15 protein-coding genes are annotated in these 12,676 nt (G+C 64.6%); 6 read left to right on the top strand and 9 right to left on the bottom strand.

Annotation, left to right across the window (positions count from 1 at the left end):
• The first annotated feature begins 87 nt into the window (after positions 1–87).
• The 4 genes from AZL_RS08920 (at position 88) to AZL_RS08905 (ending at position 3,505) form a co-directional block, all read left to right on the top strand.
• Positions 88–1,533 (top strand): NADP-dependent isocitrate dehydrogenase, encoded by a 1,446-nt coding sequence (locus AZL_RS08920; RefSeq protein WP_012974303.1) that lies wholly within the window; start codon positions 88–90, stop codon positions 1,531–1,533.
• A 42-nt stretch (positions 1,534–1,575) separates the two neighbouring features.
• The gene (locus tag AZL_RS08915) at positions 1,576–2,127 is read left to right on the top strand and encodes an RNA polymerase sigma factor (RefSeq protein ID WP_012974302.1); all 552 of its coding nucleotides are present in this window, start codon (positions 1,576–1,578) and stop codon (positions 2,125–2,127) included.
• Positions 2,127–2,963, top strand: coding sequence for an anti-sigma factor family protein (locus AZL_RS08910; protein ID WP_042442845.1), 837 nt, complete (start codon positions 2,127–2,129; stop codon positions 2,961–2,963). Before AZL_RS08915 ends, AZL_RS08910 begins: the two co-directional genes overlap by 1 nt.
• Before the next feature lie 173 nt (positions 2,964–3,136).
• Positions 3,137–3,505, top strand: a complete 369-nt coding sequence (locus tag AZL_RS08905; RefSeq protein WP_012974300.1) for a GcrA family cell cycle regulator — start codon at positions 3,137–3,139, stop codon at positions 3,503–3,505.
• 86 nt (positions 3,506–3,591) lie between these two features.
• Here the strand turns inward: AZL_RS08905 and AZL_RS08900 are convergent, their stop codons facing one another.
• The 4 genes from AZL_RS08900 to AZL_RS08885 all read right to left on the bottom strand — a co-directional run bounded on the left by AZL_RS08900 (position 3,592) and on the right by AZL_RS08885 (position 6,827).
• Positions 3,592–4,035: an NfeD family protein gene (locus AZL_RS08900; RefSeq protein WP_012974299.1), complete on the bottom strand. Its 444-nt coding sequence runs from the start codon at positions 4,033–4,035 to the stop codon at positions 3,592–3,594.
• A 2-nt stretch (positions 4,036–4,037) separates the two neighbouring features.
• A complete protein-coding gene (locus AZL_RS08895) occupies positions 4,038–4,991 on the bottom strand; it encodes an SPFH domain-containing protein (RefSeq protein ID WP_012974298.1) in 954 nt (317 codons plus the stop codon).
• Positions 4,992–5,093: 102 nt separating this feature from the next.
• Entirely contained in the window at positions 5,094–5,474 is a 381-nt protein-coding gene (locus tag AZL_RS08890; protein ID WP_012974297.1) for an oxidoreductase, read from the bottom strand.
• 129 nt (positions 5,475–5,603) lie between these two features.
• Positions 5,604–6,827, bottom strand: coding sequence for an NADP-dependent isocitrate dehydrogenase (locus AZL_RS08885; RefSeq protein WP_012974296.1), 1,224 nt, complete (start codon positions 6,825–6,827; stop codon positions 5,604–5,606).
• A 210-nt stretch (positions 6,828–7,037) separates the two neighbouring features.
• On the opposite strand from AZL_RS08885, the gene AZL_RS35385 reads away from it, so the two are divergent.
• Positions 7,038–7,337 (top strand): hypothetical protein, encoded by a 300-nt coding sequence (locus AZL_RS35385; protein WP_148219262.1) that lies wholly within the window; start codon positions 7,038–7,040, stop codon positions 7,335–7,337.
• Between the two features lie 21 nt (positions 7,338–7,358).
• A complete protein-coding gene (locus AZL_RS34130; protein WP_012974295.1) occupies positions 7,359–8,525 on the top strand; it encodes a GGDEF domain-containing protein in 1,167 nt (388 codons plus the stop codon).
• A gap of 74 nt (positions 8,526–8,599) precedes the next feature.
• On the opposite strand, the gene AZL_RS08875 is transcribed toward AZL_RS34130, so the two are convergent.
• The 5 genes from AZL_RS08875 to rpsF form a co-directional block, all read right to left on the bottom strand.
• On the bottom strand, positions 8,600–9,868 hold the full coding sequence (locus AZL_RS08875; protein ID WP_012974294.1) for an SAM-dependent methyltransferase: 1,269 nt from the start codon (positions 9,866–9,868) through the stop codon (positions 8,600–8,602).
• Between the two features lie 268 nt (positions 9,869–10,136).
• Positions 10,137–10,700, bottom strand: a complete 564-nt coding sequence (gene rplI / locus AZL_RS08870) for a 50S ribosomal protein L9 (protein ID WP_012974293.1) — start codon at positions 10,698–10,700, stop codon at positions 10,137–10,139.
• Positions 10,700–11,659, bottom strand: coding sequence for a DUF2232 domain-containing protein (locus AZL_RS08865; protein ID WP_012974292.1), 960 nt, complete (start codon positions 11,657–11,659; stop codon positions 10,700–10,702). The genes rplI and AZL_RS08865 overlap by 1 nt, the downstream gene beginning before the upstream one ends.
• 49 nt (positions 11,660–11,708) lie before the next feature.
• Positions 11,709–11,978: a 30S ribosomal protein S18 gene (gene rpsR, locus AZL_RS08860; RefSeq protein WP_012974291.1), complete on the bottom strand. Its 270-nt coding sequence runs from the start codon at positions 11,976–11,978 to the stop codon at positions 11,709–11,711.
• Positions 11,979–12,419: a 30S ribosomal protein S6 gene (gene rpsF / locus AZL_RS08855; RefSeq protein WP_012974290.1), complete on the bottom strand. Its 441-nt coding sequence runs from the start codon at positions 12,417–12,419 to the stop codon at positions 11,979–11,981.
• Between the last annotated feature and the right edge of the window lie 257 nt (positions 12,420–12,676).

Below are 12,676 nucleotides of genomic sequence, written 5' to 3'. Positions count from 1 at the left end.
TCCCTTGCTGCGATCCGTCGCTGGCTCCAACCATTGAAAAGGGCCCCGGTTTGCGTCTACGGTCGCGCGTCCCGTTGGAGTGTGTGCATGCGCGATATCACCCCCGTCACGGTCGCCCCCGGCGACGGCATCGGCCCGGAAATCATGGCCGCGGTGCTTCATGTGATGACTGCGGCCGGCGCGCGGCTGAAGGTGGAAGAGGTTCCGGCCGGCGAGGCGGTCTACAAGCGCGGCCATCCCGGCGGGCTGGACGCCGCCGGCTGGGGCTCGATCCGCCGCACGCGGGTCTTCCTCAAGGGGCCGATCACCACGCCCCAGGGCTATGGCAACAAGTCGCTGAACGTGGTCGCCCGCACCACGCTCGGCCTGTTCGCCAATGTGCGGCCCTGCGTGTCCTACCATCCCTATGTCCGCACCCGCCATCCGCGCATGGATGTGGTCATCATCCGCGAGAACGAGGAGGACCTCTATGCCGGGATCGAGCACCGGCAGACCGACGACGTCATCCAGTCGGTGAAGCTGATCTCGCGGCCGGGCTCGGAACGCATCGTCCGCTACGCCTTCGACTTCGCCCGCTCCAATCACCGGCAGAAGGTGACGGCCTTCGTCAAGGACAACGTCATGAAGATGACGGACGGGCTGTTCCTGAAGATCTTCTACGAGATCGCCGCCGATTATCCGGAGATCAAGGCCGACCACATGATCGTCGACATCGGCGCCGCCCGGCTGGCCGACCAGCCGGAGCGCTTCGACGTCATCGTCACCCTCAATCTCTATGGCGACATCGTGTCGGACATCGCCGCCCAGCTCACCGGCTCGGTCGGGCTGGCCGGCTCCGCCAACATCGGCGAGAGCTGCGCCATGTTCGAGGCGATCCACGGCTCCGCCCCGATGATCGCCGGGCAGGGCATCGCCAACCCGTCGGGCCTGCTGATGGCCGCGGTGATGATGCTGGTCCATATCGGCCAGGGCGACATCGCCGCCCGCATCCACAATGCCTGGCTGAAGACGATCGAGGACGGCATCCACACCGCGGACATCTACGCCCGCGGGCTGGGGCGGGTGCGCGCCGGCACCGCCGCCTTCGCCGAGGCGGTGGTGGAGCGTTTGGGGCAGACCCCGGTCACCATGCCGCCGGTGGGATATTCCACCGCGCGGCCGACCTATGACGGCCTCAACCGGTTGGCTCCGCGCGTGCGGGCGTTGAAGGAGCTGGTCGGGGTCGACGTCTTCCTGCAATGGTCGGGCGGGCTGCCCGACGATCTCGCCGAGCTGGTCCTGCCGCTGTCGACCGAGGCGCTGCGGCTCACCAGCATCTCCAACCGCTCGCAGCGGGTGTGGCCGGACGGCAATGCCGGCGTCTTCTGCACCGACCATTGGCGCTGCCGCTTCCTGTCGCAGCACGGCCCGGTGCGGCATGGCGCGATCGTCGAGCTGTTGGGCCGGCTGGCGGCGGCGGGGATCGATTTCACCCAGACCGAGAATCTCAGCAATTTCGACGGCAAGGCCGGCTTCTCCTCTCCGGGCTTGTGAAATCATGGGCGCTGCGGGAATAAAGCGGCGGGGTGGGGCGTCATGACGGGTGACGACGCGCTTTCCGGACCCGACATGACCCCGCCCGACATCGACGACCGCGCCATCGCCGCCCATGTGCCGCGGCTCCGGCGCTACGCGACCGCCCTGGTGGGCAACCGGTCGGACGCCGACGATCTGGTCCAGGATTGCGTGGAGAAGGCGCTGGCCAACCGCCATGCGCTGCGCGACCCGTCGAAGCTCGGCGGCTGGCTGATGACGATCCTGCACAACCTGCACATCTCCACCCAGCGCGGCCGGCGGCGGCGCGGGGCCGAGGTGCCGGTGGAGGACCTGGCCGACGATCTGGCGCTCAGCGCCCCGCCGGCCGATCGCGGGGCGGTGCGCGACTTCGTCCGCGCCTTCGCCCAGCTGACCGACGAGCACCGCACCATCCTGCTGCTGACCGGAATGGAGGGGTTGTCCTACCGCGAGGTGGCGGAGGTTCTGGAGCTGCCGATCGGGACGGTGATGTCGCGGCTGGCGCGGGCGCGCGAGAAATTGAGGGTCCTGCTGGACGGTGGTACCGAGCAGGTCGTCAGGAGGATCAAGTGATGAGCGGCACCCGCAATCCCGTGACCGAGGCCGAGCTGCATGCCTGGCTCGACGGAGAATTGCCGGAGGAGCGGCTCGCCGATGTCGAACTGCACCTCGCCGGCAATCCGGAGGTCGCCCGGCGCTTCGACCGCTACCGTGCCCAGCGCTCCCTGCTGGGCCAGAGCTTCGGGGCGCTGATCGACCAACCGCTGCCCGAGCGCCTGACCCCGCCCTTCCTCGCGCGTGATCCTTTGGAATGGGGGGAGCGGGCGGACCGGGCTCCGCGTGGCTGGGGCCGGGGCGTCTGGTGGGGAACGGCGATTGCCGCCTCGCTCCTGATGTTCGTCGCCGGCGGGACCGGCGGCTGGCTGCTGCGCGACCGCATGGCCGGACCGGGCTGGGCCGGGCGGGGGGGCGAGCCGCTGACCGCCGACTTCATCGCCGACGCCGTCGCCGCCCACCGCGTCTTTTCCGTCGAGGTCCGCCATCCGGTCGAGATCGGCGTCGACGAGGAGGCGCATCTGGTCAACTGGCTGTCCAAGCGGCTGGGCAAGAGCATGCGTTGCCCAAGGGTCACCAAGGGGGGCTATCAGTTGATCGGCGGCCGTCTGCTGGCGGATTCCGCTGGACCTGTTGCAATGTACATGTACGAGGATGCGGCCGGGCGTCGCATCACGTTGTATATCCGCCCCTCTCCCAACACCTCCGGTTCGGCCTTCCGCTTCGCCCAGGACGGCGGCGTGCGCGCTTTGTATTGGCAGGACAATGGGTTGGCTCTGGCCGTCGCCGGCGAGGCCGACAGGGACACCCTGTCCGGAATCGCCGAGGAGGTCTATGGCGCGCTGAACTCATAAGTCCACCCACGGACTTATCAACAGGAATGTTGCCGCGCCCCCTATCGTCGGCGGCCGTCATCTGGTAGCTTCCTCACCGGCTGGCACAAAATGTTGCGGCTTATGGAAAACGGCACTAGACCGTGACCCCTATGCCACAGCATAACCGGACACCGGATCGGGAGTACTCGGGGATGAGTTGGACGGACGAGCGGATTCAACAGCTCAAGGATCTCTGGTCCCAGGGTTTGAGCGCGAGCGAGATCGCCGACATTCTGGGAGATATCACCCGCAACGCCGTCATCGGCAAGGCCCATCGCCTGGGCTTGTCCGGCCGGCCGTCGCCCATCAAGAAGAAGCCCACGCGCGGCGCCACCATCCTGGCCCTGACCGAGCGCATGTGCAAATGGCCGGTCGGTGATCCCAAGCATCAGGATTTCCATTTCTGCGGCAAGACCGCGCTGCCCGGCATGCCTTATTGCGCGGAGCATGCGGCCCTGGCCTACCAGCCGGCCTCGGGCGGCAAGAAGCGTGACGAGGACCGCAACGTCGGCGCCGCCTGACCGATCGCCGAGTTTCCCGAAAAAGCCCGCTCTCGGGGGAGAGGCGGGCTTTTTCGTTGGGATCGGTTCGGCGGGGCAGGGCGGTCTTATCGTCCCTCCGCGGCATCGCGCAGAACCAGCACCATCCCCTTATGGCCGGCGACCAGCATCGTCGCCCCGTCCGGCCGGTCCGGCCCCTCGACCGACCACAGCGTGTCGCCGACGAACACCCGTCCCCGTCCGTTGACGATCGGTTCGCTCAGCGTCACCGCCCGTCCGACCAGTTGGCCGGCGCGGTCGTTGATCCGCATGGCTTCGCCATCGGTCAACGCGCTGCGGCGGCGAGCCCGCAGGATGGCGGCCACGACCGCGGCACCGGCGGCGACGGTGAAGAATCCGGCCTCGCCGACCAGTCCCCACCCCTGCCACAGCGCGGTGACCAGCCCGGTCAGCAGGGCCGCCCCGCCGAACCAGATCAGGAAAATTCCGGGGATCACCAGCTCCGCCGCGATCAGCACGGCGCCCAGCGCCCCCCACAGCAGTGGCGACATCGTCAGGCCCCATCCGTCGGCGTCGTCGGCGGCACCGACCAGGGATTGCGCGGAGCCGCCGGCGGTGGGGCGGCTGTCCGGGGCGGGGTGGCGTCGCGCAGCAGGTCGCCCAGCCCGGCGAGCGCACCGGCGACGCCGGCCAGCTCCACCGGCAGGATCATCGTCTTCTGGTTGGGGGAGGCGGCGAAGGCCTTCAGCGCCTCCATGTATTTCTGCCCGAGGAAATAGCCGAGCGCCTGGTTGGAGCCCTGCGCCACCGCATCCGACACCAGACGGGTCGCCTTGGCTTCGGCCTCCGCCAGACGCTCGCGGGCTTCGGCCTCCAGCTTGGCGGCCTCCAGCTTGCCCTGGGCGATGCGGATCTGGCTTTCCTTCTCGGCGTCGGCCTCCAGGATCTGGGCGCGGCGCAACCGTTCGGCCTTCAACTGCCGGCCCATCGCCTGGACGATGTCGTCGGGCGGGGTGATGTCGCGCAGTTCGATGCGCGTCACCCTGACCCCCCAGGAGGCGGTGGCCTCGTCCACCGCGCGCAGCAGGCTGGCGTTGATCGCCTCGCGCTGGCTCAGCAGCTCATCCAGATCCATGGACCCCATCACCGTGCGGGTGGTGGTCATCGCCAAGGTCTGGATCGCCCGTTGCAGGTCGTTGACCTCATAGATCGCCTTCATCGGGTCCAGGACCTGGAAATACAGCACACCGTCGGCGGTCACCGCGGCGTTGTCCTTGGTGATGACGCTTTGCGACGGCACATCCACCACCGTCTCGCGCATGTCGACCTTGGCGCGGACCGAGCTGATGACCGGGAAGATGACGTTGAAGCCGGGATGCAGCGTTTCCTGGTAGCGCCCCAGCCGCTCGACGATGAAGTTGAAGCCCTGGGGGACGATGCGGACGCTGGTGATCGCCAGCAGGACGACCAGTACGAACGCCGCGATGACCAGAATGCCGAGTTCCATCGATGGCCGCTCCTGACAGGGGCGGGCGCCGCGACGGGCGCCCTCGGCCCATCATGAGCCAATTCGCGGAGGCTGCAAATCCCGCCGCCGGGCCGGTCGCGCTCAATAATCCCGGGTGTCGTGCTTCAGTTGCACCAGATCGCCGTTGAGCAGCGACAGCATCAACTGCACGACCATCTCATGGACGATCACGGTGTGATGGTTGCCGGTCTCCTGCATCGCCTTGCGCAGGGACTCGCGGACCGCCGGCACGCCGGTGACGTCGATCAGCACGTCCAGCCCTTCGCCCAGCCGGGCCAGTTCGTGGAAATCGGTGGTGGTGGTCACGCCGCGATGGCCGGCCAGCAGCATGCCCGGCGCCTCGGCATCAAGGTCCGCCACGCCCAGCACTTCGACGAAGGGGGCGGCCAGCAGCTTGCGCAGCAGCGGCGTTCCGGTCTCGCCGGCGCCGACGACGGCGACGCGGAACAGATCGTTGGGCATCGGGTGCGGTCCTTTCTGGAAGCGGGCAAGAAAAAAGCGGGGAGCCGAAACTCCCCGCTCGAACCCTAGCCGAGCTGCCGTCCGGTTTGACCCGGACGCGGCGTCGCACCCTTGAAGACGCAGCCGGCGTTACGACCAGGCGGCCATCTTCTTTTCGAGATTGTCCGACAGCTTGTCCAGGAACTGCTTGGTGGTCAGCCACGGCTGCTGCGGGCCGATCAGGATGGCGAGATCCTTGGTCATGTAGCCGGATTCGACCGTCTCGACGCAGACGCGTTCCAGCGTCTGGGCGAACTTGATGACGTCCGGGGTGTTGTCGAACTTGCCGCGATAGGCCAGGCCCTGGGTCCAGGCATAGATCGAGGCGATCGGGTTGGTCGAGGTCTCCTTGCCCTTCTGGTGCTCGCGATAGTGGCGGGTCACCGTGCCGTGGGCGGCCTCGGCCTCGACGGTCTTGCCGTCCGGCGTGACCAGGACCGAGGTCATCAGGCCGAGCGAGCCGAAGCCCTGCGCCACCACGTCCGACTCGACGTCGCCGTCGTAGTTCTTGCAGGCCCAGACGAAACCGCCTTCCCACTTCAGGGCGGAGGCGACCATGTCGTCGATCAGGCGGTGCTCGTAGACCAGCCCCTTGGCCTTGAACTGGTCGGCGTAGCTCTCGTCGAAAACCTTCTGGAAGATGTCCTTGAAGCGGCCGTCATAGGCCTTCAGGATCGTGTTCTTCGTCGACAGATAGACCGAGTAGCCACGCTCCAGGCCGTACATGAAGCTGGAATGGGCGAAGCCCTCGATCGATTCGTCGAGGTTGTACATGCCCATCGCCACGCCGGCGCCGGGGTAGTCGAACACCTCGTGCTCGATCTTGTTGCTGCCGTCGGTGGCTTCCCACTTGATCGTCAGCTTGCCCGGTCCCGGAACGACGAAGTCGGTGGCCTTGTATTGGTCGCCGAAGGCGTGACGGCCGATGATGATCGGCTTGGTCCAGCCCGGAACGTAGCGCGGAACGTTGGAGCAGACGATCGGCTCGCGGAAGACGGTGCCGCCCAGGATGTTGCGGATCGTGCCGTTCGGCGACTTCCACATCTTCTTGAGGTTGAACTCCTTCACCCGCGCTTCGTCCGGGGTGATGGTCGCGCACTTGACGCCGACGCCATACTGCTTGATGGCGTTCGCCGACTCGACGGTGACCTTGTCGTCGGTCTTGTCGCGGTTCTCGATGCCGAGGTCGTAGTATTTCAGGTCGATGTCGAGGTAGGGCAGGATCAGCTTGTCTTTGATGAACTGCCAGATGATGCGCGTCATCTCGTCGCCGTCGAGTTCGACGACCGGATTGGCTACCTTGATCTTGGTCATGGGTGCGAGATCTCCCCGAACGGGTAAGGGCGTTGTCATTCCTTGGGAGCCGGGCGCGTCGTCCAGCGGGCGCTTGTTGCCGGGGAGCATGCCGCATGGGTGGCTCCCCGGTACCCCGGGCGGAAATCAATCGCGGTTATATAGCATTGCCCCGTGACGGAAAGGAAGGCACGGCAATGCATAGGGGCTCAATGTCGCGGGATTTCTTTCATGCCGCCTGTGTCCGGCAATCAAAACAAGGAAATTGGTATTACCGGTGAAAGTCGCCACATTCGGTTTTTTGTCGCGCGGATCGGCGGGAGAGGTTCGCTCTTATCGGCGGTCGCGGGCCTCGCTTTGGCGGATCGGTCATGCTTTCCCTGTATGCCGGGAGCGCTGAACACGCGGGTCGCGGATCGCAGACGGAAGGCGCGGGGACAAAATCAGTTTTATCAACTGTCGAATGTTAAGTGTCTTCCGAAAGCGATGGAAGTATCATTGCCATTTTCAGGCTTGATGGTAAAAGAGTGAGGGAATTCTTCGGGAGTAGATATGTTAATCCTTCATATTCCGACGACATTCATCATCACTGCTCTTTTGAGTTTTTTTCTTGCTCTGTCGATTGGACTTGTAAATTGGAAAAATGACAGGGATGGGTTGTGGACCTGGTCGATAGGGTTGGCGACAAACGGGTTTGCATATGTCCTTCTATATGAAAGAGGGAGTATTTCTGACGTGATTTCCATCATTGGAGGAAATTTTCTCATTTCATTGACGCTGTCTTTGTTTTATCTAGCGATAAATTTTTTCTTTTCCAGGAGTGTGAATCGAATAATTTTTTGGTGTCCTCCAATTTTGATAATATTATTTTTCATAATCCCTTTATTTGAATTAGTTAACAAGATAATTTCTGGTAATATTTTGTTTGTTTTTCAGCTATGCATGATGATTAGAATCATAATAGTTGAACGTAACCAGCTTGTTGGGCGTGGTTGGTGTGTCGTTTTCATCGGAATATCAATCACCGTCTTTGTAACATCTCTTCGCATCGTTGCGGGTATCTTTTTCCCTGAATTGTTGAGCGGCGCTTTAAACGCATCGCTGATCCAGACCGTCACCTATGTATCGTCGCTGGCAAATCTCATTTTGGTATCCAATGGATTTCTCCTGATGGCCGTCGAACGTTCAGCGGATCGTCTGCGGATTATAGCGATGAAAGACAAATTGACCGATTGCTGGAACCGGATGCGGGTGGAGGAGGTGGCGCGGCACGAAATGGCGGTTCTGGAGCGCAACGGCCGGCCGGTATCGATGATCCTCGCCGATCTGGATCACTTTAAATCGTTGAACGATCTGCACGGGCATTGGGTGGGGGACGAGGTTCTCATCGGGTTCGCGGACCTGGCGCGGCGTTCGGTTCGCTCGATCGACTTGCTTGGCCGCTGGGGAGGTGAGGAGTTCATCATCCTGCTGCCGGGAACCACGGTCGCCGAAGCGGTGTCCACCGCCGAGCGACTCCGGATACAGTTGGAAAGCCATGTCTTTCCAGGCGGGCAGCGAGCGACCGTCAGCCTGGGCGTTGCCGAATGCCGGCAAGGAGACAGTTGGGAGACCTGGATCAGGAATGCCGACACCGCGCTCTACAGCGCCAAGGCCACCGGCCGGAACCGGACCTGTGTTCACGGATGGGAGACGGAAGAGAGTCCGCCTCCCATCTGAGCGACCGTCCCGCCACGGGTGGACATGGAAACCGGACGGTCCCATCGCTTGGCCGGGTGTGAAACGCGGCTTGCTCAGGGGATGGTGATTTCCGTCCTGGGTGACGGCGCCTGCTCCGTCGGATCGGTCACGGTCGAAGCGAGGTCACGTTCCGCATTCAGCATATAGTCGCGCGTCAGCGGTGCCGCACCCAGCGAGCGGGCGAGTTGGACCTGGAACACCATGTGACCCTGCAGACGGAACGACAACTCGGCACCAGCCAGATAGAATTCCCACATCCGGCAGAACCGTTCGTCATACAGCGCCTTCGCCTTTTCCCGGCGGGCGTTGAAGCGGGCGCGCCAGTGGCGCAGCGTCTCGGCATAATGCAGCCGCAGAATCTCCAGATCGGTGGCGAGCAGGCCGGAGCGCTCGATGACCGGCAACACTTCCGACAGAGCGGGGGAGTAGCCGCCGGGGAAGATGTATTTGCGGATCCAGGGATTGGTGCTTGCCGGCCCGTCGAGCCGGCCGATGGAGTGGATCAGCGCCACCCCATCGTCATTCAGCATGTCGCGCACGGCGTCGAAATAGTCGCGGTAATGCGGCACGCCGACATGCTCGAACATGCCGACGGAAACGATACGGTCGAAAGCCCCGCGATGTGCGGCGGCGAATTCGCGATAATCCCGCAATTCGAAAGTGACACGGTCCGCAAGTCCCGCCTCTTCCGCCCGCTGGCGCGCGACCGTCAGTTGTTCCGACGACAGGGTGATGCCGGTCACCCGCGCGCCGGTGTGGCGGGCCAGGTAAAGCGCCATGCCTCCCCAGCCACAGCCGATATCGAGCACCCGCATCCCCGGTACGATGAGCAGCTTCGCCGCGATATGCCGCTTCTTGGCCTCCTGCGCCTCGTCCAGCGACAAGCCGGGCTCGGCGAAGTAGGCGCAGGAATATTGCATGTCTCGATCGAGAAAGAGCCGATAGAACTCGCGGGAAAGATTGTAGTGATGCTCGACATTCTCCCTTGAACGCCGCATCGGATTATATTGCTGTACCCGGCGCAGCAAGGGCGACAGCGAGTCCAGGGCGCGTCCCAGGGCGCCCTGCACCTCCGCACCGCTCATCAGCATCGCCAGCAGGTCGTAAATGGTGCCGCCATCGATCGAAAAGCGGCCGTCCATATAGGCTTCGCCGAAACGCAGGCGCGGGTTGATCAGCAGGTCCCGTTCGACGGCCCGGTCATGGAGGCGAAGAGTCAGAGTCGGTGGACCGGAGCCGATCCGATGGCTCTTGCCATCGGCTGTGACGAGAATCAGTGTTCCGTCGCCCTTGGCGGCGGCAAGCAGGCGAACCAGCAGCATGCCGAACTCCTTCCGCGGTGCCATTCCCAGCATGGCGCGCAAGGAGATGTCCCACAATCTGTCAATCGGTCAGCATTCCTACCCCATTGGGCATTGTGGGTGTATGCATACAGTCTGGTCGGCGCTCGGCGGCTTCGGATATCCACGGCCGCGATACGGAAAACCGCCCAACCCCGGGTGGGGTGGGCGGCTTCCGGACGAGCGGTGCGGGCGGTGCCGTCGAAATCACTGGGGAGACCCCCCCGGAACTCCGTCGGCGGAAGGGCGATCAGCCCTCCTCTTCCTCGGTCGCGGCCTCTTCGACGTAGGTCTCTTCTTCCTCGTCATCGTCACGCAGATCGGCGGCGGTGATCATGCCACCACGCTGGGCCTGCAGTTCGGCCTCCTCGGCCGAACGGGCGACGTTGACCGTCACCGTGATCGAGACTTCCGGATGCAGCACGACGCGCAGCTTGAACAGACCCAGGGTCTTGATCGGGGTGTCGATCTGGACCTGCTTGCGGTCGGTCTTGTAGCCGGCGGCGGTCAGCGCGTCGGAGACGTCGCGGGTGGTCACCGAACCGTACAGGACGCCGGTCTCGGCGGCCTGACGGATCACGACGACCGACACGTTGTCCATCTTGGTCGCAACCTGCTCCGCGTCCTTGCGGCGCTCCAGGTTCACGGCCTCAAGGTGGGCCTTCTGCTTCTCGAAGACCGCCAGGTTCGCCTTGGTGGCGCGCATGGCCTTCTTCTGCGGCAGCAGATAGTTGCGGGCGAAGCCGGGACGCACATTGACGACCTGGCCCATCTGGCCGAGCTTCTCAACCCGTTCCAGCAGAATAACTTCCATCACTCGTCCTCCTGACCGGGGGCCGCGGGGGAAAACCGGCGGCGCAGCCCGATCCATTGCTCGATCATGCCCAGGCCGACCAAAAGCAGGATCGGCCACCCGAAGAGAAACAGCATCATGTAGAAGCCAACGAGGATCAGCGTGCGCGCCGATTTGCTGCTGGCGAATACATGAACCACCGAAAGCCCGGCGAAGGCGAATGGCACCGCCAGGATCAGCGCCAGATTGACCGCCAGGAACCCTGCGGTTCCCGGTACGACCGAAGCCGCCGCGACCGACACCGCGAACAGCGGTGCCAACCAGTTGGGCAACTCCAGCTCGGCCAGACGCATGGCGGGGCGCCGGTTGCGGCCGAACCGCATCAGCGCCCCCTGCGCCAGCACCGCGTTGACGATCGTCATGACAAGCCATGAGACCGCAACGAGACCCGGCAGGATGGCGGCGACCCAGAACGCCTCGGGATCCGGGGCCGGTTGGCCCTGCGCGCGGAACACCGGCTCGACAACGCGTGCCAGTGTCTGCCGCATCAGCCCTTCAAGCCCACCGGGCTCGCCGAGCGTCAGGATCACCGCGGCGAGCAGCGCCGCCACACCCATCCCGGTCAGGCCCATCAGGACCCGGCCGGGTGGATACCATTCCAGGCTTCCATCCCCCCGCGACCGTGCCAACAGCGATTGTCTGACCACCAGGATCACCGGGGCGGCCCCGGTCACCAGATAGGACAATGCCACCAGCATGCTGCCGGAGGTGCCCAGCATCACCGCGAAGGCGCCGGCCAAACCGGCCAGCGCCACCGCCGGCGCCCCCAGCCACAGTCCCGTCAGGAACAGGGGCAGGGGGGCCAGATAGCCGAGGATCAGCGCGCCGAACCCGCCGAACGTGACCGACAGGTAGAAGAACGCGCTTGCCAGCCCGCCGCCGACGGCGATCACCAGCGGTACGGCCGGACCCAAGGCCATGGAAACCCCTTATTGAACCTTCACCGAAACAGATCGGCCGTTGCCGGGCTTACTTCACCACATAGGGGAGAAGGGCCAGGAAACGGGCGCGCTTGATGGCGCGGGCCAGTTCGCGCTGCTTCTTCGTCGAGACCGCGGTGATGCGGCTCGGGACGATCTTCCCGCGCTCGGAGATGAAGCGGGACAGCAGCTTGACGTCCTTGTAGTCGATCGCCGGAGCGTTCGCGCCCGAGAACGGGCAGGTCTTGCGGCGGCGGAAGAACGGACGGCGGGCACCGCCGGTGCGGGCGGGAGCGCCCGTGGTCTGCTTGTCGGACATTTACGCGGTCTCCCCTTCGGCGGCGGCAACGTTTTCCTGACGGCGCGGCGGACGCGGGCCACGGTCGTCGAAGCGACGCGGGCCGCGGTCGCCACGCTCGCCGCGCTCACCACGCTCGTTGCGGCTCTGCATCATCGCCGACGGGTTGGCATCAAGGGCGTCGACACGCACGGTCATGAAGCGCAGCACATCTTCGCTGATGCTCATGTTCCGCTCCATCTCGGCGACGGCGGCGGCCGGCGCGTCGATGTTGAAGAGGGTGTAGTGACCCTTGCGGTTCTTCTTGATCTTGTAGGTGAGGGTCTTCAGACCCCAGTATTCGCTCTTGGCGATCGTGCCGCCGTTGTCGCGGACGATCTGGGCGAACTGCTCAGAGAGCTGCTCGGCCTGGGCGGCCGAAATGTCCTGGCGCGCGATCAGCACGCACTCGTAAAGTGCCATTGCACTCCCCATGGCTGTTCATGGTCCGGCGCTGCGCCCCATCCCTCATGGATCGGATCAGCCGCCCGGGCCTAACCGACGGCGGGCCGCCGGCAAGGAGTTATGAAGCGGCGCAGTATGCACAGACCGGCGGCGGGGGCAAGCCAAAATCGGCCAGCCTCCGTGTCGCTTCAAAAAACTCCGTTCGCGCCGGCGGACGCCACCCGGATGAACCCGGCCGTGCGGAGCCCGGCATGGGCTGGGTAGCCGCTGTGCGG

Origin of the sequence: Azospirillum sp. B510 (assembly GCF_000010725.1) — a bacterium.
In the GTDB taxonomy this organism is placed as follows: domain Bacteria; phylum Pseudomonadota; class Alphaproteobacteria; order Azospirillales; family Azospirillaceae; genus Azospirillum; species Azospirillum lipoferum_B.
Note: the sequence above shows the minus strand (reverse complement) of the source record. Positions and strands in the feature narration are given on the sequence as shown.